This window comes from Streptomyces blattellae (genome assembly GCF_009709555.1).
Taxonomy (GTDB): domain Bacteria; phylum Actinomycetota; class Actinomycetes; order Streptomycetales; family Streptomycetaceae; genus Streptomyces; species Streptomyces blattellae.
Genome location: NZ_WJBG01000158.1, coordinates 80,144 through 101,565 on the forward strand (window position 1 = coordinate 80,144; position 21,422 = coordinate 101,565).

The 21,422-nt window shown below is 68.1% G+C and carries 19 protein-coding genes; 9 read left to right on the forward strand and 10 right to left on the reverse strand.

Annotation, left to right across the window (positions count from 1 at the left end):
• Nucleotides 1–377 precede the first annotated feature (377 nt).
• Nucleotides 378–1,946 carry a globin domain-containing protein gene (locus GFH49_RS18805; protein WP_196218044.1) on the forward strand — a complete coding sequence of 523 codons (1,569 nt, stop codon included), beginning with the start codon at nt 378–380 and terminating at the stop codon, nt 1,944–1,946.
• A 14-nt stretch (nt 1,947–1,960) separates the two neighbouring features.
• Here GFH49_RS18805 and GFH49_RS18810 read toward each other — a convergent pair whose 3' ends face one another.
• The 5 genes from GFH49_RS18810 to GFH49_RS18830 form a co-directional block, all read right to left on the reverse strand.
• A complete protein-coding gene (locus GFH49_RS18810; RefSeq protein WP_155057220.1) occupies nt 1,961–2,443 on the reverse strand; it encodes an NUDIX domain-containing protein in 483 nt (160 codons plus the stop codon).
• A gap of 88 nt (nt 2,444–2,531) precedes the next feature.
• A complete protein-coding gene (locus tag GFH49_RS18815) occupies nt 2,532–3,437 on the reverse strand; it encodes a LysR family transcriptional regulator (protein ID WP_155057222.1) in 906 nt (301 codons plus the stop codon).
• A 229-nt stretch (nt 3,438–3,666) separates the two neighbouring features.
• Nucleotides 3,667–4,821 carry a cystathionine gamma-lyase gene (locus tag GFH49_RS18820; RefSeq protein ID WP_155057224.1) on the reverse strand — a complete coding sequence of 385 codons (1,155 nt, stop codon included), beginning with the start codon at nt 4,819–4,821 and terminating at the stop codon, nt 3,667–3,669.
• Nucleotides 4,818–5,309, reverse strand: coding sequence for a low molecular weight protein-tyrosine-phosphatase (locus tag GFH49_RS18825; RefSeq protein WP_155057226.1), 492 nt, complete (start codon nt 5,307–5,309; stop codon nt 4,818–4,820). The genes GFH49_RS18820 and GFH49_RS18825 overlap by 4 nt, the downstream gene beginning before the upstream one ends.
• A gap of 7 nt (nt 5,310–5,316) precedes the next feature.
• Nucleotides 5,317–5,697 carry a phage holin family protein gene (locus GFH49_RS18830; RefSeq protein WP_155057227.1) on the reverse strand — a complete coding sequence of 127 codons (381 nt, stop codon included), beginning with the start codon at nt 5,695–5,697 and terminating at the stop codon, nt 5,317–5,319.
• 60 nt (nt 5,698–5,757) lie between these two features.
• Between GFH49_RS18830 and GFH49_RS18835 the strand changes: the two genes are divergently transcribed.
• From GFH49_RS18835 to GFH49_RS18850, 4 genes are all read left to right on the forward strand, one after another.
• The gene (locus GFH49_RS18835; protein WP_155057229.1) at nt 5,758–6,075 is read left to right on the forward strand and encodes a cupin domain-containing protein; all 318 of its coding nucleotides are present in this window, start codon (nt 5,758–5,760) and stop codon (nt 6,073–6,075) included.
• Nucleotides 6,076–6,252: 177 nt separating this feature from the next.
• Nucleotides 6,253–6,465 (forward strand): DUF5326 family protein, encoded by a 213-nt coding sequence (locus GFH49_RS18840; RefSeq protein ID WP_155057231.1) that lies wholly within the window; start codon nt 6,253–6,255, stop codon nt 6,463–6,465.
• A 200-nt stretch (nt 6,466–6,665) separates the two neighbouring features.
• Nucleotides 6,666–7,562 (forward strand): IclR family transcriptional regulator, encoded by an 897-nt coding sequence (locus GFH49_RS18845; RefSeq protein ID WP_408055923.1) that lies wholly within the window; start codon nt 6,666–6,668, stop codon nt 7,560–7,562.
• Between the two features lie 98 nt (nt 7,563–7,660).
• Nucleotides 7,661–8,098, forward strand: coding sequence for an SsgA family sporulation/cell division regulator (locus tag GFH49_RS18850; RefSeq protein ID WP_155057300.1), 438 nt, complete (start codon nt 7,661–7,663; stop codon nt 8,096–8,098).
• Between the two features lie 166 nt (nt 8,099–8,264).
• On the opposite strand, the gene GFH49_RS18855 is transcribed toward GFH49_RS18850, so the two are convergent.
• Complete coding sequence (locus GFH49_RS18855) at nt 8,265–9,833, reverse strand: YibE/F family protein (RefSeq protein WP_155057235.1); 1,569 nt, start codon at nt 9,831–9,833, stop codon at nt 8,265–8,267.
• Nucleotides 9,834–10,086: 253 nt separating this feature from the next.
• Here GFH49_RS18855 and thiC point away from each other — a divergent pair, with 253 nt between their 5' ends.
• Nucleotides 10,087–11,913 (forward strand): phosphomethylpyrimidine synthase ThiC, encoded by a 1,827-nt coding sequence (gene thiC, locus GFH49_RS18860; protein ID WP_155057237.1) that lies wholly within the window; start codon nt 10,087–10,089, stop codon nt 11,911–11,913.
• A gap of 326 nt (nt 11,914–12,239) precedes the next feature.
• Here thiC and GFH49_RS18865 read toward each other — a convergent pair whose 3' ends face one another.
• The 3 genes from GFH49_RS18865 to GFH49_RS18875 form a co-directional block, all read right to left on the reverse strand.
• Nucleotides 12,240–13,109: a hypothetical protein gene (locus GFH49_RS18865; protein ID WP_155057239.1), complete on the reverse strand. Its 870-nt coding sequence runs from the start codon at nt 13,107–13,109 to the stop codon at nt 12,240–12,242.
• A gap of 193 nt (nt 13,110–13,302) precedes the next feature.
• On the reverse strand, nt 13,303–14,400 hold the full coding sequence (locus GFH49_RS18870; protein ID WP_268867508.1) for a metallophosphoesterase: 1,098 nt from the start codon (nt 14,398–14,400) through the stop codon (nt 13,303–13,305).
• Nucleotides 14,401–14,584: 184 nt separating this feature from the next.
• Nucleotides 14,585–15,697: a LacI family DNA-binding transcriptional regulator gene (locus tag GFH49_RS18875; RefSeq protein WP_155057243.1), complete on the reverse strand. Its 1,113-nt coding sequence runs from the start codon at nt 15,695–15,697 to the stop codon at nt 14,585–14,587.
• 439 nt (nt 15,698–16,136) lie between these two features.
• On the opposite strand from GFH49_RS18875, the gene hisC reads away from it, so the two are divergent.
• The gene (hisC, locus tag GFH49_RS18880; protein WP_155057245.1) at nt 16,137–17,231 is read left to right on the forward strand and encodes a histidinol-phosphate transaminase; all 1,095 of its coding nucleotides are present in this window, start codon (nt 16,137–16,139) and stop codon (nt 17,229–17,231) included.
• A gap of 5 nt (nt 17,232–17,236) precedes the next feature.
• Here the strand turns inward: hisC and GFH49_RS18885 are convergent, their stop codons facing one another.
• Nucleotides 17,237–18,523 (reverse strand): MFS transporter, encoded by a 1,287-nt coding sequence (locus GFH49_RS18885; RefSeq protein WP_155057247.1) that lies wholly within the window; start codon nt 18,521–18,523, stop codon nt 17,237–17,239.
• 258 nt (nt 18,524–18,781) lie between these two features.
• Here GFH49_RS18885 and GFH49_RS18890 point away from each other — a divergent pair, with 258 nt between their 5' ends.
• Together GFH49_RS18890 and cydB are read left to right on the forward strand one after the other, a co-directional pair.
• The gene (locus GFH49_RS18890; RefSeq protein WP_155057248.1) at nt 18,782–20,290 is read left to right on the forward strand and encodes a cytochrome ubiquinol oxidase subunit I; all 1,509 of its coding nucleotides are present in this window, start codon (nt 18,782–18,784) and stop codon (nt 20,288–20,290) included.
• Between the two features lie 20 nt (nt 20,291–20,310).
• Nucleotides 20,311–21,330, forward strand: a complete 1,020-nt coding sequence (gene cydB / locus GFH49_RS18895; RefSeq protein WP_155057249.1) for a cytochrome d ubiquinol oxidase subunit II — start codon at nt 20,311–20,313, stop codon at nt 21,328–21,330.
• Nucleotides 21,331–21,422 lie beyond the last annotated feature (92 nt).

Consider the following 21,422-nt stretch of genomic DNA (forward strand, 5'->3'; position numbering starts at 1 on the left):
GGGAGCAAGGGGGGACTTGTGATCGGGGCGGCTGCCGGTATGGTCGACTCCGGTTCGCTTCCGGGGGCGGGGCACGCAGCTCTTGGTCCGGGCCGCGAGCAGGGCAATGCAGCCTAACGGGACGGAGAGATCGAAGACCCGCATTCCGGGTTATACGGCTGAGGCTTCCACGCGGGGTGGGATGCTGCGGTGACAGTACTGCGGCCAATGTCACACTCTCGCCTACTTGTCCGTACGCAGCACGAATACGGGTTGAATGTGGCCGCATTGGCCGCGGCGCCGAACGGGACAGCAGAACCGTCTGCGGGGGAAAGCAGGCACCTTCCGACCGGGGAAGTGCGCAGACCGACCGAAAGATGTTCGAGGCGAGGCACACCATGGACGCTCCGACCACCACGTCGGCCGACAACGGCACTTCCGGCGGCGGGGGCGGCTGGTTCACGCCGCGCAAGAAGCCGCCGGAGACTCCGCACGGCGAGCAGGATGCGGCAGAGGGCAGCCGCCTGGCCGGTATGCGGCCGATGAGCAGACATGCCTCCGTCACGGCCTCGGAGGGCAAGTCCCCCTCCGTCACAGCCTCGGAGGGCAAGTCTGCCTCCGTCATGGCCCCTGAGGGCACGCCGGAGACGGCCACCGTCGAGCCGCCGGCGCATGACCCCGCACGGGATGCCACGTCGCCCCCCGACATCACGCCAGGCAGCCCCGCAGCGCCGCTGTCCTCTCTGGCCGGCAGCCCGGCTGCTCCCCCGCCCCCGCTGCCCCTCCCAGCCGACCCTCCACCCCCTGAGCAGCGCGTGCCCGTCCAGCGGTCGAACTCTCCGGAGGACACCGCCTCGCCGGACGCCATTCTCATCCGCCGCACCATGGCCGAGGTCGGCCCGGTGGCTGACAAGGTCACCTCGTACTTCTACGCGCTGCTCTTCGTACGCCATCCCGACCTGCGGTCGCTGTTCCCGGCCGCGATGGACACCCAGCGGGACCGGCTGCTCAAGGCGCTGCTCACCGCGGCCGAGCACATCGACAACGCCCCGGTTCTCGTCGAGTACTTGCAGAACCTCGGCCGCGGCCACCGCAAGTACGGCACCCGTGCCGAGCACTATCCGGCGGTCGGCGAGTGCCTCATCGGCGCCCTGAGCCGGTACGCCGAGCCCATCTGGGACGCGGAGACGGAGGCGGCCTGGGTCCGGGCGTACACGATGATCTCGCAGGTGATGATCGACGCGGCGGCCGCGGACGAGTTGCGTGCCCCGGCCTGGTGGTACGCGGAGGTGGTCTCGCACGATCTCAGAACGCCGGACGTCGCGGTGATCACCGTCCGCCCGGACCAGCCCTATCCGTTCCTCGCCGGACAGTACGCGAGCCTGGAGACACCGTGGTGGCCGCGAATATGGCGGCACTACTCCTTCGCCTCGGCGCCCCGCTCCGACGGCCTGCTGTCGTTCCATGTGAAGGCCGTCCCCGCAGGCTGGGTCTCCAACGCCCTGGTACACCGCGCCCGGCCCGGCGACATCATCCGGCTCGGCCCGCCCGCCGGTTCGATGACCGTGGACCACACCACGGACAGCGGGTTGCTCTGTCTGGGCGGCGGCACCGGCATAGCGCCCATCAAGGCCCTCGTCGAGGACGTAGCCGAGCACGGCGAGCGGCGACGGGTCGAGGTGTTCTACGGCGCCCGCACCGATCACGACCTGTACGACATCGACACCATGCTCAGACTCCAGCAGTCCCACCCCTGGCTCTCGGTCCGCGCGATCGTCGACCAGCAGGCGCACCTCCAGCTCCCCGACGCCGTACGCGAGTACGGCCCCTGGACCGAGTACGACGCCTATCTCTCGGGCCCGCCCGGAATGATCCGCAGTGGTGTGGACGCCCTGAGAGACGTCGGTATCCCGTCGGAGCGCATACGGCATGACTCGGTGGAGGAGCTGGTCGCCGCCGGGGACTGATACCCAGCGCGGCATCAGCCGAGGTCCGGGGCGTGCATCGCGCGTACGCCCTCGATGTTCCCGTCCAAGTAGTGCCGTAGCGACAGCGGGACGAGATGCACGGAAGCGATGCCCACGCGGGTGAACGGCACTCGTACGATCTCGTACTCGCCTGCGGGCTCGTCCACCTCGGGCCCGTGGCGCAGGGCCGGGTCCATGGAGCCCAGCCGGCAGACGAAGAAGTGCTGCACCTTCACTCCGGTCGCGCCGCCGTCCTCGCCGATGTGCTCGACGGTGTCCACGAAGCAGGGCACCACATCGATGATCTTGGCGCCGAGTTCTTCGTGGACCTCGCGGTGCAGGGCTTCGACAACGGTCGTGTCCTCCGGCTCGACCCCGCCACCGGGGGTGACCCAGTAGGGATCGACGCCGGGCTTGGTGCGCTTGATGAGGATCAGGTCGTCACCGTCCAGAAGAACGGCACGGGCGGTGCGCTTGACCACGGGTCGGACGGTCATGGGAGAAATGTGGCCCGCGATGTTCCACGTGAAACATCGCGGCACGTCACCGCATGGGCTCGGGGCGTGATCTCTCGTGGTCGGCGGCTCAGCACCAGTCCGTGGCAGCCCGCTGCAGCCATTCATGGGCCCGGGCAATGTGCGGCATCGCCAGCGTGCCGGTACGCACCACCAGGAAGTACGTCCGCAGCGGCGGGACCGCGGGCTCGTGCAGGGCCACGACATCGCCGCGATCCAAGGCGTCGGCACAGAGATAGCGGGGCAGCACCGCGAGCCCGGCGCCCGCGGACGCGCAGGCGAGCACCGCGCGGAGATCGGGAACGATGACGGCGCCGGAGGCGGCCGGTCGGGAGTCGAAGACGGAGGCCCAGTAGCGGGAGACGAACGGCAGTGACTCGTGCACCTCCACGACCGGGAGGTTCTTCAGGACGGGTGCCCCCTTGCGGCACAGCTTCACGGAGCCGATCTGCTCGGCCCAGCGCGGGGCGGAGACCAGGACGTGCTCTTCGTCGCAGAGCGGAGTCGCCGTGAGCAGAGCACCACGCGGACGGGCCGTAGTGATGGCCAGATCGTGATGCCCGGCGGCAAGACCCTCCAAGGTTTCCTCGGCGTTCCCGAAGGAGGCGCGCAGCGCGAAGCCCTGTCCCTCCTCACCGGTCAGCTCGGTGAGCGCGGGCAGCGCCCGCTCGGCGGTGAACTCGGGGGGCCCGGCGAGATGCAGGGTGCGCAAGGAGGACTCGTCGTCGATCCCGGTCTCGGCGATCTCGACCAGTGCGTCCAGATGAGGCGCGGCCTTGTGCGCGAGTTCGTCGCCGATGGTCGTCGGTGTCACGCCACGCGCCTGCCGCAGGAACAGGGGGCGGCCCAGCTGCCGCTCCAGGGTGCGGATCTGGGAGGTGACGGCCGGCTGCGACAGTCCGAGCAGCGCGGCGGCGCGGGTGAAGGAACCGGCCCTGTGCACGGTCACAAAGGTGCGCAGCAAGGCCAGATCCATGGCGCACCCTCCCCTTCTTCGCTTTCCCTGACCCCTGGGCCGCGCCCCAACTATAAATAAGTCGATAGGTTGCTGTCGCTACTGTGATTGGACACTGACACAGAGTCAACTAGCCTTGTTCGCGCGGTTCTTCGCGCACGGAACCGAGGACGGTCCGAGCCACGAGGGGGGAGGCTCGGACCGTCCGTTGTACGTAGCCGGACACCGTCTCCGCGCCGGTGAGAAGCGGTCAGTCGGCCGACTCGTCGAGCGCACGCAGCACATCGGCGACCAGATCCTCGGGATCCTCGGCACCGACGGAGAGACGGATGAAGCCCTCCGGCACGGCATCCCCACCCCAGCGTCCGCGGCGCTCCGCCGTGGAGCGCACCCCGCCGAAACTCGTCGCGTCGTCGACGAGCCGCAGGGCGCCGAGAAAACGGTCGGCACGCGCGCGCGTGGGCAGCGTGAAGGAGACGACGCATCCATAACGGTGCATCTGCTGTGAGGCGATCTTGTACGAGGGGTCGCTCATGAGTCCCGGGTAGCGCACCCCGAGTTCCTCGGGCCAGTCGCGCAGCGCCTCGGCGACCGCGAGGGCAGTGCCGCTCTGCCGGTCCACCCGCAGTGGGAGCGTCGCGACGGAACGGTGCGCGAGCCAGGCCTCCATGGGCCCCGGGATCGCCCCGACGATCTTCCGCCAGCGGCGTACGGCCGCCATGTCCTCGGCGTCGCGGCCGACGACGTAGCCCAGGAGGACGTCCCCGTGCCCGGTGAGCTGCTTGGTGCCGCTGGCCACGGAGAAGTCGGCGCCCAGCTCCAGCGGGCGCTGCCCGAGCGGTGTCGCGAGGGTGTTGTCGACGGCGACAAGGGCGCCCCGCGCGTGGGCCGCTTCGACGAGCCGCCGGATGTCGCACACGTCCAGCCCGGGGTTCGACGGGGTCTCGATCCACAGCAGCTTGGCGCCGTCGAGGACCTCCAGCTGGGTGTCGCCTCCGGTGGGAGCGGTGCGCACCTCGATGCCGTAGGACTCCAGCTGTGTGCGCAACAGGGGCAGCGCCTGGTAGCCGTCGCTGGGCAGGACAACCGTTTCGCCGGAGTGCAGCTGGGAGAAGACGACGGAGGAGATGGCGGCCATGCCGGAGGCGAAGACCAGTGTCTCGACGCCGTCCTGCCCAGGGGCTTCCAGATCGCCGATCGCGCGCTCCAGATGCGTCCAGGTCGGGTTATCGTCGCGGCCGTAGGCGTACGGGCCGGTCGGGTCGCCCGGCAGATGGTAGTGCGCGGCGAACACCGGACCGGGCAGCGTCGGCTCGTACTTGACCGGCTCGGGGAGCCCGGCGCGCACCGCGCGCGTGCCTTCGCCGGTGGCCGGACCACCCCTGCCCGCTGCGGAATCGTTCACGCTGCCTCTCCCTCCACTTGCACGCGGACCGCGGCGAGCAGTCCCGTGCTCGCCGCCTCCACCATCTCAAGACACTCCTCGAAGCCGTCCATCCCTCCGTAGTACGGGTCCGGGACGTCGAGGTCGCCGTGGGCGGCGGGGTCGTAGGAACGCAGCAGCCGCACCTTCGCCGCGTCCTGCTCGGTGGGTGCGAGGCGGCGCAGGGCCTTGAGGTGGCCGGTGTCGAGAGCGATGACGAGGTCGAGGTGGGAGAACCAGGAGGCCTGGAACCGGCGGGCCGTGTGCTCGCCGGCGTAGCCGTGCTCCTTGAGGACGGCGACGGTGCGCGGGTCGGCTCCGTCGCCCTCGTGCCAGCCGCCCGTGCCGGCGCTGTCGACCTCGACGAGCTCATCGAGCCCGGCCGCCGCCACGCGCGCGTGGAAGACGGATTCGGCCATCGGGGAGCGGCAGATGTTGCCGGTGCAGACGAAGCAGACGCGGTAGGGCATGCCGTACTCAGTCCTTGCTGTCGGGCAGGACCACGTGGAGCGCCCAGGAGACGACAGAGATGATCAGGCCGCCCACGACCGCGGTCCAGAAGCCCTCGACGTGGAAGCTCAGGTCGAGCTTGTCGGCGAGCCACGAGGTGAGCAACAGCATCAGCGCGTTGACGACCAGGGTGAACAGGCCGAGCGTCAGGATGAGCAGTGGCAGACTGAACAGCTGCACGATGGGCTTGACCAGGGAGTTCACCAGTCCGAAGACCAGGGCGACGAGGAGGAGCGTCCAGATCTCCTTGCCCGTGCTGTCCCCGGTCAGGGTGATCTTGTCGAGCAGCCATACGGCGACCGCCAGGGCGCCTGCGTTGGCGATCGTCTTGACTACGAAATTCTTCATGTGTCTGATCGTGGCAGACGAGATCGGTCACTAGCAGTGGGACAAGGGCGGACGACGACGATGAAGGCATTCCGGCTGGATGAACTGGAGGCGGAGCGCGCCGCCAATGAGGGCGCCTACCTGCAGTTTCTGCGGGAGCAGAACATGTCGGTCGGCCTGTACGCACTCAACGCGGGCGAGCATGATCCACAGAAGCCGCACAACCAGGACGAGGTCTACTTCGTTGTGAGCGGCCGTGCCGCGATCACGGTCGGTTTGGAGACCACGCAGGTGGCGCGTGGCAGCGTGGTGTACGTGCCGGCCGGGGTCGCCCACAGGTTCCACCACATCAGCGAGGACCTGCGGGTGCTGGTGGTGTTCTCTCCGCCCGAGAGCTGACCTGTCACCTCGGATTCCCTAGGGGATCGATCAGGGGAGGACAAGGGCTGTGAGGCACCCGCTGTGCCCCCTCGCGGTCCTAGCATCGAGTGCAGGACACCAGAAGGATCCGGTACCGAGAGGACCGGACATCGACGCACCCGGCACAGCGACGGGCGGAGAGTAAGGACAAGGGCGATGCGAGAGATCTTCACGGGACTTCCGTGGTGGGTGAAGTGGATCGCGGTGCCTGTCATCGCCCTGGTCGTGTTCGGCGGGCTGATCGCCAGCGTCGTCGGCTTCGTCATCGGGCTGCTGTTCAAGCTGCTGGTCTTCGTGGCACTGGTCGGTGGACTCATCTACGTCGTACGGAAGTTCACTTCGAGTTCCGCCTCGCGCAGCGACTGGTGAGCACCGAGGGGAGCCGGTGAGCGGTAACAGGAATCACCGGTTCCCTCGGGCGAGGGAAGTTTTCCCGGCGGGCCGACTGTGAGCGGTGGCAGACGGTTAAAGTCCGGAATTCGACGCGGGGCTACGAACCCCGCGAGCGGCGTACACCCCCTCCCGTGTTTCCCCCCGCACGGGCTGCCCCCTCGCATCGGGAGTGACCCTTGGCCACGGCTGACACCGCACCCGCAGACCCCCACGCACCCACCGCAGCCGTCCTGACTCCGGGAACCCGCATGAGACCCCCGGAACAGCCCGGCCCCCGGGAGCGGCAGCCCCGGCAGCAGACAGCTGCCACTGAGGAGCAGCCGCACTCCGCGACGCTCATCGGATCCGTACAGCGCGCCATGCGCCTCCTGGAATCGGTCGCCGAGCATGCGCACGGCGCCCCCGCCAAACAGCTGGCCCGCGAGACCGGCCTGGCGCTGCCCACGGCGTACCACCTGCTGCGCACTCTCGTGCACGAGGGCTATCTGCGCCGTGACAAGGGGCTGTTCTTCCTCGGGGAGGCCGCTGAGCGGCTGAGCAGCAGCGGCGCCCGGCAGAAACGTCGCAGCACGGTCGTCGAGACGCTGGCGGTCTGGCGCGACGCCATCGGCGTACCCGTGTACTACGCGATGTACCAGGACGGCGAGATCGAAGTCATGTGTGTCTCGGACACCCCGGGCAATCCGGCGGTGGAGGAGTGGGCCGACTTTCGCGAGACCGGGCATGCGCACGCCATCGGACAGTGTCTGCTGTCCCAGCTCGACGAGGACGCCCGCCGCGACCACCTCGATCGCTATCCCGTGCAGTCCATCACCCCCTACACCGTGCGAGACGACCACGCGCTGCTGCGCCGCCTGGAACGGACGCGGCGGACGCAACCGGTGACGGAGCGGCAGGAGTATGCGCTCGGGACCGTGTGCGCGGCGATTCCGATCACCGTGGGTGCCACGGCCGCGACCGTGGCCATCTCGATGCCCGCCCACCAAGCGGATCGTCTGCTGCCCGCAGTGCGGCAGTTGCAAGGCGAGATCGGGCGACTCCTGGGCTCGCTGGCGATCTCTATCAGCATCTGAAAACTCACTCCTTGTGATCTGCCGTGTACGTTCAGCAAGATGCCTTCAATGCCGGGGACCCATACCCGGCCAGACGATGGCAAATGACGGGACAGGCGATGCGCGAGTCCGTACAGGCAGAGGTCATGATGAGCTTTCTCGTGTCCGAGGAGCTCTCCTTCCGTATCCCGGTGGAGTTGCGCTACGAGACCGATGATCCCTATGCCGTGCGGCTGACGTTCCATCTGCCCGGTGACGCCCCCGTGACCTGGGCGTTCGGGCGGGAGCTGTTGATCGACGGGGTGGGCCGGCCGTGCGGAGAGGGCGACGTCCGCGTCTCGCCCGCCGAAACCGACACGCTCGGCGACGTCCTGATCCGGCTTCAGGTCGGCGGCGACCAGGCCGTGTTCCGTTCCTCGGCGGCACCGCTCGTGGCCTTTCTCGACCGCACCGACAAGCTGGTGCCGTTGGGCCAGGAGGGTGCCCTCGCCGACTTCGACGCACACCTCGACGAGGCGCTGGACCGCATCCTCGCGGAGGAGCAGAGCACAGGGTGAAAGCGCGGTGAAACGGTGTGGGGGGCGGTGGTGAGGCAACGGTTCGCCAGGGCTGTGCAGCCGCGCAGGAACGCTTTTGCGAGGCGGGACGGAGCGAGCGATTGCGGGCTTGGTGTCTGCCGGTGGTGACCGGCACGGCAGACACCCGGTAACCGGGTGCGGCCCCTCACCGCTTGCGGCGTCGCCCCCTACCGCCTCGTGTCGGAGCCGCGACTGTCGCGCCGGACGGAGCGGCCTGCTCTCCTCCCGGACGGTCGGCCGAGACCATCAGCGCCGCTAGCGCGGTCGTGACCGGCACCGACGCGACCAGGCCGATAGAGCCCACCAGCGTGCGTACGATCTCCTCCGCGACCAGCTCGCTGTTGGCGACGGTGCCGATGCTGCTCTGTGCGATGGAGAAGAGCAGCAGCAGCGGCAGCGCCGCGCCCGCATAGGCCAGGACCAGGGTGTTGACGACCGATGCGATGTGGTCGCGGCCGATGCGGATACCCGCACGGTACAGCTCGCGCCAGCCCATCGCCGGATTGGCCTCGTGCAGTTCCCAGACCGCCGACGTCTGCGTGACCGTCACGTCGTCGAGCACACCGAGCGAACCGATGATGATGCCGGCGAGCAGCAGACCACTCATGTCGATCGACGGGTACAGCCCGTGGATCAGACCGGTGTTGTCATCCGTGTTGCCGGTGAGCGCCGCCCAGTCGATGAACAGTGAGCCCAGGATGCCGATCAGCAACAGCGAGATGAGGGTGCCGAGCACGGCCACGGACGTTCTGGCAGACAGTCCGTGGCACAGGTACAGGGCGACGAGCATGATGGCGCTTGCCCCGATCACCGCCACGACCAACGGGTTCGAGCCCTGCAGGATGGCTGGCAGGATGAAGAAGTTCAGCACCAGGAAGCTGATGGCCAGCGAGACCAGCGCCATGACACCCCGCAACCGTCCGACGACCACGACGGCGAGCGCGAAGATACCGGCGAGCACCATCATCGGCAGGCGACGGTTCACATCGGTGACCGAGTACTGCAAGTCCCTGGGCGCGGAGGGCTCGTAGGCGACCACGACCTTCTCACCCTCGTGCAGTTGCCGCGACTGGTCCGGCTGCACGATCTCGGTGAAGGTACGGCCCTTGTCCTTGCCTGTGTCGACCCGGATCGTCGCCCTCTTGCAGGTGCCGTTCGCCTGCTGCTGGGCCGAGGAACCCTCCGCGGTGGAGGTGTCGCCGGTCGGGGTTTCACCCGAGGCATTGACGTCCTTGCAGCTGACCTCGACCACCTTGGTGACCGTGGCCTGCTGGGTCTGCCGGTCGAAGCCGACCCCGGTGCGCTCGTGCGGCGGCGCTCCGCCGGGCCACAGCACCGCGAGCCCGACGACCACAGCCGCGGCGAACGGGATGAGGATGGCCGCGATGATCTTGCGAAGGTGCTGGGAGACGGGCGCCGCCGGACCGTGACTGTGCGAGTGGCCGTGCCCGCCGCCACCGCCGCCCCCGGGTCCGTGTCCGCCCCCGCCACCGTGATCGTGGCCGCCACCGGCACCCGGACCCTGGTCGGGTCCGGTGTCGGAGACAGGCCCGTGCTCATGCCACTCGCCCGATCTGATCGCGGCTCCAGTCTCGCGACCGCCGCCGGAAACAGGCCCACTTCCCCGGCTGCTGCCGTTTGCGGGGCCGCTTCCGGAGCCGGGGCCGCGGGGCGGCTCGGGCGGTGGGTACGGGGACTGATGTGTCGTGGTCACCGCCCGATCATCGCAAGAACGGCCGGGGCCCACTGTTCAGCGCGCCCGAATTGACGCTAGCGTGTAGACACCTTTGTACACGCGGGAGCTCGGAGCACCGGGCTGAGAGGGCGCTGACCTCCGTCTTCGCGATGTTTCACGTGGAACGTCACCGGCATCGAGTGACGTTCCCCATGAAACGTCGGCAGACGGAAACCGCTGCGTCGACCGCTGAACCTGTTACCGGGTAATGCCGGCGTAGGGAGTAGGTCTCATGGCCATCAAGGACACACGCACGCCTGCCGCCACGCAGAACGCGGCGGACGGTCCGTCGCCGACTCCGACCAGCGAGGAAGCCGGGAAGTCCATCGGCTGGCGCAAGGCGTACATCGAGGGCTCGCGCTCTGATCTGCGCGTGCCGGTCCGCCAGGTGCATCTCACCAACGGGCAGTCGGTCACGCTGTACGACACTTCCGGCCCGTACACCGATCCGCTCGTCGAGACCGAAGTCCGCCGGGGGCTGGCCCCGCTTCGGGAGAACTGGATCACCGCCCGCGGCGAGACCGAGGAGTACGCGGGCCGCCCCGTCCGCCCCGAGGACGACGGCATCAAGCACACCTCGCCGCGCGGCGGCCTGCGCAACCTCGACGCGGTCTTCCCCGGCCGACCGCGTCAGCCGCGCCGCAGCCGGGACGGCAAGGCCGTCACCCAACTCGCCTACGCGCGCCGGGGCGAGATCACGCCCGAGATGGAGTTCGTGGCTGTCCGGGAGAACGTTTCGCCCGAGGTGGTCCGCGAGGAGATCGCGGCGGGCCGGGCGGTGCTGCCTGCGAACGTCAACCACCCGGAGATCGAGCCGATGATCATCGGCAAGCGATTCCTGGTGAAGGTCAACGCCAACATCGGCAACTCCGCGGTGACGTCTTCCATCGAGGAGGAGGTCGAGAAGATGACCTGGGCGACCCGCTGGGGCGCCGACACGGTCATGGACCTGTCCACCGGCCGCAATATCCACACGACCCGCGAGTGGGTGCTGCGCAACTCTCCCGTCCCCATCGGCACGGTCCCCCTCTACCAGGCCCTGGAGAAGGTCGACGGCCGAGCCGAGGAGCTGACCTGGGCGATCTACAAGGACACGGTCATCGAACAGGCCGAACAGGGCGTCGACTACATGACGGTCCACGCGGGCGTCCGCCTGTCGTTCGTACCGCTCACCGCGAACCGCAAGACAGGCATCGTCTCGCGCGGCGGCTCGATCATGGCGGCCTGGTGCCTGGCGCACCACAAGGAATCGTTCCTCTACGAGAACTTCGAGGAACTCTGCGAGATCCTCGCCGCCTACGACGTCACATACTCGCTGGGCGACGGCCTCCGGCCCGGCTCGATCGCGGACGCCAACGACGAGGCGCAGTTCGCGGAACTCCGAACTCTCGGGGAACTCAACCAGATCGCGAAGCGTTTCAACGTACAGACCATGATCGAGGGCCCGGGACATGTCCCGATGCACAAGATCAAGGAGAACATCGACTTTCAGCAGGAGATCTGTGATGAAGCTCCGTTCTATACGCTCGGCCCGCTGACGACGGACGTCGCGCCGGCGTACGACCACATCACTTCCGGCATCGGTGCCGCGATGATCGCCTGGTGGGGCACGGCCATGCTCTGCTATGTCACGCCCAAGGAGCACTTGGGGCTGCCCAACCGTGACGACGTCAAGACCGGCGTCATCACCTACAAGATCGCCGCCCACGCAGCCGACCTCGCCAAGGGGCACCCCGGTGCACAGGAGTGGGACGACGCGCTGTCCGACGCACGCTTCGAGTTCCGGTGGGAGGACCAGTTCAACCTCGCCCTCGACCCGGACACCGCCCGGGACTTCCACGACGAGACCTTGCCGGCCGAGCCGGCCAAGACCGCTCACTTCTGCTCGATGTGCGGGCCGAAGTTCTGCAGCATGAAGATCAGTCACAGCATCACCGAGCGGTTCGGCCGCGCGGCGGCCGATGGAGCGTCTCCCGAGGAGATCGCTGACGGAATGCTCCAGAAGTCGAGGGAGTTCGCGGCGAGCGGCAACCGGGTCTATCTGCCGCTGGCCGACTGAACTCGCACAGCTGGGAGCACCAGAGCATCGACGATCTGCCTTTGCGTCCTGCGACAGTGGTCCAGTACCTGCTGCGCGCCGACCGCGTTCATCGGTGGGCTCCTCTTGCGCCGGCGCTGTTCCATCTTGCGTTGGTGCATGTCTACAGCCGGACGATGGTCGAGAGGGCGGCGGTGCAGATTCTTCGCCGTCTGGTAGGGGAAGCGCGGAAGGCTGTCCACAAGCGGCCGTCGTGGTGTGGCGGAACAGGCCGTCTACGCCCCCGTGTTCGGCTTGCGCTCCCCTGTGTGGGGGGCGCAAGCCGAGGGGCGTCATGCCGGAGCGGCCTACTCCGGCTGGTGCTCCGGGCCTCCGAAGTCCGGGCTGGTGTAGTCCGGGCTCGTGAAGCTCGGGCGGTGGCCCGGGGCGTGGCCGTCGCCGGGGCTGGTGAAGCCCGGGCGGTTGTAGCCGAGGTGCGGGATACGGCTGGTTGTCGCCCGTGGTGCCGTGCGGTGCAGTGCCGCGGCGGCGCCGGGTTCGGCCAGTGCGTCCCGCAGGAACGGCAGGATGCCGCGTTCCAGCAGGGCCTCGCGCCAGGCTTCCCTGGCCCTGGCCACCTCCCCGTTCAACTTGCCGTAAGGGCCGGTGGCGTGCGAGGGCCTGTTGTGCAGGGCGGTGATCAGCAGTCCGACGGCGGCGACAAGGATCGCGACCGCTGTCACGGCGCCGAATACCCACCCGGTGTTCAGCATGGTCTGGGCGAACTCCGGCGCGGGGTCCAGCATCTGCAGGATGTAGCCCACGAGCAGGAAGATCGCCGCTGCGGTTCCGGCGAGGACGGGTGCCAGGACCGCGACGACGGCGACGGCGCCCGCGCCGACGGTCTCGGCGACCTCGCCCATGGTGGCGGCGAGCCCCACCGCGTTCGCGCCCGGTTCCGAGGAGCCGGATTCGCGGACGGACGGCGGGGTGGACGGCGCCGGCTGGCGCAGTTCCTCGCGGACCTTCACGTAGTGCTGGTACTCGGTGGCCGCCGCCGCGGTGATGAGTGCGGAGGCGTTGAGAGCCATGGTGCGCAACTGCTCAGGGTTGAGCCGCTGTCCGACAGCGGTCAGTTCAGGGCGGTGTGGGGCGGAGCGCAGCGCCTCATCGAGGATCCGCTCGTATTCCTGGCGGTCCTCGCTCAGCAGGTGCTGCGGAACGCTGTTCATGTGCATCCCCCGATGCTCCGTAGGGCTTGGGGCTCGCACGCTGACGAGCCGTATGGCAGAAACGGAGGGGAGCCTGCTACGGATAAGCCGATGGTAGAGCGGTGACGGCACACGGTGACAGGGGATTTTCAAAAATTGCCCCTTGGCCTGCGCCGTCTCCGGTAGTACCTCCGTGAGGGGACGCCTGCCCTAAGAAAGCTCAGATATCCAGCGGGAGTTGCTGGACCAGCAGCTTTCCGGCCATGGTCACTCCGCCGTCCATCGCGATGGCGAGCCCGTCCGCATAGATGTGCGGTCCAATGACATGGGGACCGGCCTCGTCCTCGCCGTCCTCGGAGCCGACTTCGCCGAGGAGGTACGGAATGGGGCTGTGGCCGTGAACGATGCGGGTGCCGCCGTACGTATCGAGCAGTGAACGCACATGGTCGGCGCCGCCCTCGTCGCGGAAGGAGAAGCGCTTGGTGAACTTGCGGAAGAGATCCCAGACTTCGTCGGCGTCGTTGCGCGTGAGCGTCTCGCGCACGGTGTCGTTGACCGCCTCGATCGAGTCGCCGTAGTCGAGATAGGCGGTGGTGTCCGAGTGGACGAGCAGATGGCCGTCGACCTCTTCCATGGCGTCCAGCCGGGCCATCCACTGCAGATGGTGGTCCTGGAGCCGGTCCATGTCGGTCTTCTGACCGCCGTTGAGCAGCCAGGCGGCCTGGAAGGTGGCGGTGCCCGCGCCGGAGTTGACGGGAGTGTCGCCGAACCGCTTGGCCCCGAGGAGGAGCAGCTCGTGATTGCCCATGAGGGCCTTGCAGTAGCCGCCCGCCGCCGCGGCCTCGGCGGACAGCCGCATCACGAGGTCGATGACGCCGATGCCGTCCGGGCCGCGGTCGGTGAAGTCTCCGAGGAACCACAGCCGGGTGGTGCCCGCGCACCAGTTGCCCGCGGTGTCGACGAGGCCCTGCTCCTGGAGGGCGGCCACCAGCTCGTCGAGATAACCGTGGACGTCTCCGACGACGTACAGGGGCCCCGGCCCGGCAGTCGACTGCGGGGTCGGCGCGGACACGGGGTCGACGGTCATCTGGAGCGTGTCACCGCGGTTGATGACGGGCAGGTCGCGCTGCGTGGGTGTGTAGCCGTCCGGGTAGTCCACCGGCTCCTCGACGGGGCTGACCGCCTCGCCGGGGTGCGTGCTGTGGATGTACGGACCGGTCTCGTGGACATACGCGGGTACCCGGAAGTCGCGCAACGTCGCCGTCCGCTCCACCTCGGGTCCCTGACCGGCCCCCTGAGTCATCGACCCCTCCACCATCGCGCCGCAGCTGCACCGCATCGGACTGCCTGGTCGCAGCGGCCCGCGGTGTCGTGGGCCCATCATAGGAATGCGGATCGCGCCATGTGATGACCCAGGGGTGGTGAATCAGCGCAAGACTCCAGTTCATCGCGGCTTTCGCCCCGATTGGGCCGGGCTTTGCCCGCCGGGCGACGGCCCTTGCCTACTCCTTCTTGGGCGACCGCGGCGGGCTGACGGTGGTACGCGGCGACCGTCGCTGGGACGAGGTACGGACGATCAGCTCGGTCGGTATCACCTGCTCGACCGGTTGGTCCGAATCGACCCCCTCGATGGCGTCGATGAGGAGCTGGACCACCGCCGTGCCGATGCGGCGAGGCTTCAGGGAGAGCGTGGTGATGGGCGGCTCGGTGTTGGCATACACAGTGGACTCGCTGCAGCAGACCAGAAGCAGGTCGTCCGGTACGCGCAGCCCGTACCGGCGGGCCGCGGCGAGCAGGTCGGTGCCGTTCGGGTCGAACAGGCCGTAGACGGCGTCGGGCCGGTCGGGGCGGGCGAGCAGCCGGTCGGCGGCGACGGCGCCCGCGCATGGATCGTGCGCCGGGTAGGCCTCGTACACCGGATCCTGCCCGACCCGTTCGCACCAGCGCAGATACGCCGTGGTCGACAGATGGGTGTATGTGTCCGTCGACGTCCCGGTCAGCAGACCGATGCGGCGGGCGCCGGCGTCGGCCAGGTGGTCGAGGATGCCGAGGACGGCGGCCTCGTGGTCGTTGTCGACCCAGGCGGTGACCGGCAGCGATCCGGCCGGGCGGCCGTCGGAGACGACCGGCAGACCCTGCCGGACCAGCTCGCTGACGACCGGGTCCTGGTCGGAGGGATCGATGACGACGGTGCCGTCCAGGGCGACGTTCGACCAGACGTCGTGGCGGGAGGTCGCGGGAAGGATGACGAGGGCGTAGCCGCGGGCGAGCGCGGCCGAGGTGGCGGCTCTGGCCATCTCGGCGAAGTACGCGAACTCGGTGAAGGTGAAAGGTTCATCCCCGTATGTCGTCACGGTCAGGCCGATCAGTCCTGACTTGCCGGTACGGAGGGTTCGGGCCGCGGCCGACGGGCGATAACCCAGTCGGTCGGCCACCTCGCGGACATGGCGCCGGGTGGCGTCCGGGAGCCGGCCCTTGCCGTTGAGTGCGTCGGAGACGGTCGTGATGGAGACTCCGGCGGCGGCGGCCACGTCTCTGATGCCTGCCCGGCCCGGCCGACTGCCTCGACGTGAGGTTTCCGCGCGGCTCACCTGGTGCTTCCCTGCTGCTGTCATGGCGAGCCGATAGTAGGGCTCATGCGGTGGGGTAGTGCGGACGCATATGCACCCGTTGACAGGCACGTTTCTGCAAGGTCATAGGCCGTCAATTTCCTTAGAAACCAAGGGGGTTGACCGCTTCCACGCCAGCACGTGACTTGTCGGCGTGTGCACACCTGCCAAGTCGCCGATGTTTCGAAGAGGTCTCAACTCACCTTCACGGGGGATGCGCGCCACCGCGCGAGCCACCGGCGCATAGATATATGTGTGTGCGCCCCAGAATTCGTACACCTTCGTGCAGTGATGCCCTTGATGTCAGTGAGGCGGATGGGTGGGCTCCTCCCGCTGTACGAGGTGGTCGCAGCCCCATACGCAGCAGCGCCGAATCCTCATAAGGTGAGAAGCATTGGAAGCCGGCGGCGGTCAGGGGCCGCCGGTGGTCGCAAGGAGGACTGCGGTGAGCGAGACGAGCCCCAAGCTGCGCACCGAATTGGAGGGTATTCCCACCTACAAGCCGGGTCGGCCCGCGGCCGCCGGCGGCCCGGTGGCGTACAAGCTGTCCTCCAACGAGAACCCCTATCCGCCGCTGCCCGGCGTGATGGAGAGCGTGACGGCCGCCGCCTCGTCCTTCAACCGCTACCCGGACATGGCCTGCACGGGCCTGATGAACGAGTTGTCCGACCGCTTCGCTGTCCCCGTCACCCATCTGGCCACCGGCACCGGCTCGGTCGGCGTCGCCCAGCAACTGATCCAGTCCACCGCCGGTCCCGGCGACGAGGTGATCTACGCCTGGCGGTCGTTCGAGGCGTACCCGATCATCACGCAGATCAGCGGTGCCACCTCGGTGCAGGTGCCGCTCACACCGGGCGATGTGCACGACCTGGACGCGATGGCGGACGCGATCACCGACCGGACGCGGCTTGTTTTCGTCTGCAACCCCAACAACCCGACGGGCACGGTCGTACGGCGGGCCGGGCTGGAGCGGTTCCTGGAGCGGGTGCCGAGCGATGTGCTCGTGGTGCTGGACGAGGCGTACCGGGAGTTCATCCGTTCCGCCGAAGGAGAAGGGGGTGCTGTGCCGGACGGCGTGGAGTTGTACCGCGACCGGCCGAATGTCTGTGTGCTGCGGACGTTCTCGAAGGCGTACGGCCTGGCCGGGCTGCGCGTCGGATTCGCGATCGCGCATGAGCCGGTGGCGGCGGCGCTGCGCAAGACGGCGGTGCCGTTCGGCGTGAGCCAGCTCGCGCAGGATGCGGCCATCGCCTCGCTGCGTGCCGAGGACGAACTGCTCGGCCGGGTCGGCTCGCTGGTGTGCGAGCGCACGCGGGTGGCCGACGGGCTGCGCGCCCAGGGCTGGACCGTGCCCGAGACCCAGGCCAACTTCGTCTGGCTGCGGCTGGGGGAGCGTACGGTCGCGTTCGCGGCGGCATGTGAGCGTGCGGGCGTCGTCGTCCGGCCGTTCCCGGGCGAGGGCGTGCGGGTGACGGTCGGGGAGACCGAGGGGAACGACATCTTCCTGAAAGTGGCCGAAGGGTTCCGCAAGGAACTGTAAGCACGTCAGGTACGGGTACCGGCCGCCTCGTCCGGCTCAAGCCGCTGCGCGTGATCGCGTCGTGGGAGCAGGAGCGGGGTGGCCAGCAGCAGGAGACCGGCGATCGCGATCGCGGTGCGGGTGCCGGTGAGGGCGGCCAACAGGCCCCATACGGCGGTCATGGCCGCGGTGGTGGCCTTGCCGGTGATCGACCATGCCGACAGGGTGCGGGCGACGCGCTTCTTGGGGGTCAGATCGAGCCGGTAGGTGGCGAGCACCGGGTTGAACACACCGATGCAGATGATCAGCCCGAACTCGACGACCATGACGAGGACGAGCCCGGCCGTGCCGGGGCCGACGAAGGCCAGCCCCAGTGGCCAGCAGGCGCGCAGCCCCCCGGCGATGAGCATCATCCGGTGCCGGCCGAACCGGGCGACCAGCGGGCGGGCCAGCCGTGAGCCGATCAGGCCGCCTGTGCAGGGCACCGCGAAGGCGAGGGCGTACTGCCACGGCGCAAAGCCGAGCGGGCCGAGCATGAGAACGGCGAGCAGTGGCGCGGGCGCCATGATCAGGCTGTTGACCAGGAGCGTGTTGAGGAACAGCGGGCGCAGGGCGGGGTGGGCGAGGATAAAGCGCCAGCCGTCCAGCAGATCGCCCGCGCGCAGCCGTGGTGCGCCGTCGCGCACAGGTTGCGGCTCCTTACCGCCTATGGCACGGATCCCCGACGCGGAGAGCAGATAGCTCACCGCATCGGCCGTCACGGTCGTCACTGGGCCGAACAGCCCGACCGCGGCCCCGCCGAGCGGCGGTCCCAGCATGGTGGCGGTCCAGGTGGTGGACTCGAAGCGCCCGTTGGCGACGAGCAGGTCCTGCGGCTCTATGAGGCTCTTCAGAAAGGCCCCGCTCGCCGCGATGAAGGCGATGTCGGCTGCGGCGACGACAACCGACACCACCACGAGCTGGGCGAAGGAGAGCAGGCCGAGTGCGTATGCCGTGGGGATGCTCAGCAGCGCCGTGAACCGCACCAGGTCCATCGCGATCATCACCGGCCGTTTGCGGCGGAACTCCACCCACGGACCGAGTGGTATCGCTACGACCGCCCCCACGGCCAACCCTGCGGCGGCCAGCAACGCCACCTGCGTCGGACCGGCGTCCAGGACGAGGATCGCGATCAGACGGAAGGCGTCGAAGGCGAAAAAGGTGCCGAAGGTGCTGACCGCGTATGACGCCCAGAGCCATCCGAACCGCCGATCCAGCACGCCCTCGGACCTCCTCGCGCGAGGATCGAACGGCCTCGCCTCGACCGGCGCCATCCAAGCGTGAGGACGGTGGATGGGGCAAACGAGGGGCAACGGCCGCTCGGCTGGGCGGATGTTTCACGTGGAACAGGGGTTGTCGTCCACCGTGTCGTGGACGACAGGGGGACCCCCTTGCGGACAGTCGAATCGAGTGGGTCATAATTGCTTGTGAATGTGAACGCGTTCACAAGCGCGGCCGGTTAATCCCGATATGCGCGGAACGAGCGAGGCAAACCGCCGCTGTGACCACGGCGACGTAAGGAGACCGACGACGTGGACCTGGCTTTGGCGCCGGAGACTTTGGCGCGATGGCAGTTCGGCATCACCACCGTCTACCACTTCCTGTTCGTCCCGCTGACGATCTCGCTGGCCGCCCTCACGGCCGGCCTGGAGACCGCCTGGGTGCGCACGGAGAAGGAGAAGTACCTCAAGGCGACCAAGTTCTGGGGCAAGCTCTTCCTGATCAACATCGCGATGGGTGTGGTCACCGGCATCGTGCAGGAGTTCCAGTTCGGCATGAACTGGTCCGACTACTCGCGCTTCGTCGGTGACATCTTCGGCGCCCCACTCGCCTTCGAGGCTCTGATCGCGTTCTTCTTCGAGTCGACCTTCATCGGCCTGTGGATCTTCGGCTGGGACAAGCTGCCGAAGAAGATCCACCTGGCCTGTATGTGGATGGTCTCGATCGGCACGATCCTGTCGGCGTACTTCATCCTGGCGGCCAACTCCTGGATGCAGCACCCGGTCGGCTACAAGATCAACGAGGAGAAGGGACGGGCCGAGCTCACCGACTTCTGGTTGGTGCTGACCCAGAACACCGCACTCGCCCAGGCCTTCCACACGCTGTCCGCCGCCTTCCTCACCGGCGGTGCCTTCATGGTCGGCATCTCCGCCTTCCACCTGCTCCGCAAGAGGCACATCCGGGAGATGAAGACCTCGCTTCGGCTCGGTCTGGTCACCGTCGCGGTCGGCGGCCTGCTCACCGCCGTCAGCGGCGACACACTCGGCAAGATCATGTACGAGCAGCAGCCGATGAAGATGGCCGCCGCCGAGGCGCTCTGGGACGGCGAGGCACCGGCACCCTTCTCGGTCTTCGCCTACGGCGATGTGGAGAAGGGTCACAACAAGGTCGCCATAGAGATTCCAGGCCTGCTGTCCTTCCTCGCCAAGGACGACTTCAGCTCGTACGTGCCCGGCATCAACGACGTCAACAAGGCCGAGCAGGAGCAGTTCGGGCCCGGCGACTACCGGCCCAACATCCCGGTCGCCTACTGGGGCTTCCGCTGGATGATCGGCTTCGGAATGACGTCCTTCACCATCGGCCTGGTCGGACTCTGGCTGACCCGCAAGAAGTTCATGCTGCCGCAGCACCTGAGGGTGGCCGATGACGAGGTGCCGCATCTCGTGCTGTTCCGGAAGAAGCCCCTCGGCCCGACGCTCACCAAGTGGTACTGGCGCATCGCGATCTGGACTCTGGCCTTCCCGCTGATCGCCAACTCCTGGGGCTGGATCTTCACCGAGACGGGCCGTCAGCCGTGGGTCGTCTACGGCGTCCTGCAGACCCGTGACGCGGTCTCCCCCGGCGTTTCCCAGGGCGAGATCCTCACCTCGATGATCGTCTTCACCTCCCTGTACGCCATCCTCGCCGTCATCGAAGTCAAGCTGCTCGCGAAGTACGTCAAGGCCGGCCCGCCCGAGCTCACCGAGGCCGACCTGAACCCGCCCACGAAGATCGGCGGCGACTCCCGTGACGCCGACAAGCCGATGGCCTTCTCGTACTAGGCCGAGGGAGCTGCACAGTCATGGAACTTCACGACGTCTGGTTCGTCCTCATCGCCGTCCTGTGGACCGGCTACTTCTTCCTGGAGGGGTTCGACTTCGGAGTCGGCATCCTCACCAAGCTGCTTGCACGGGACCGGCCCGAGCGGCGGGTGCTGATCAACACCATCGGCCCCGTCTGGGACGGCAACGAAGTGTGGCTGCTCGCGGCGGGCGGCGCGACCTTCGCAGCCTTCCCCGAGTGGTACGCCACACTCTTCTCCGGGTTCTATCTGCCTCTGCTGATCATCCTGGTCTGCCTGATCGTGCGGGGCGTCGCCTTCGAGTACCGGGCGAAGCGGCCCGAGGAGAACTGGCAGCGCAACTGGGAGACCGCGATCTTCTGGACCTCCCTGATTCCCGCGTTCCTGTGGGGCGTGGCCTTCGGCAACATCGTGGGGGGCGTGAAGATCGACCAGGACTTCGAGTACGTCGGCAGCCTCTGGGACCTGCTCAACCCGTACGCCCTGCTCGGTGGTCTGGTGACACTGACGCTGTTCACCTTCCACGGTGCGGTGTTCACGGCGCTCAAGACCGTCGGGGACATCCGGGTGCGGGCACGGAAGCTGGCGCTGCAAGTCGGTCTGATCACCGCCGTGTTGGCGTCGATCTTCCTGCTCTGGACGCAGGTCGACAGCGGCGACGGCCAGAGCCTGGTCGCCCTGATCGTGGCGGTCGCCTCCCTGGTCACGGCGCTGGCGGCGAATCAGGCCGGGCGGGAGGGCTGGTCGTTCGCGCTGTCCGGGCTCACGATCGTGGCCGCCGTGGCGATGCTCTTCCTGTCGCTCTTCCCGGACGTCATGCCGTCCTCGCTCAATGAGGACTGGAGCCTCACGGTCACCAACGCATCGTCGAGCCCCTACACGCTGAAGATCATGACCTGGTGTGCGGCGATCGCCACGCCGATCGTGGTGCTCTACCAGTCGTGGACGTACTGGGTGTTCCGCAAGCGCATCGGCACACAGCACATCGCCGCCGACGCAGCTGCCGGAGCAGTGCACTGAGTCCGAATTGGGGCGTGTTTCACGTGAAACAAGCCCGAGTGCCCCACTGAGTCCTATGTGCTCCGTGAGCTACATGAGCCCCATGAGACCTC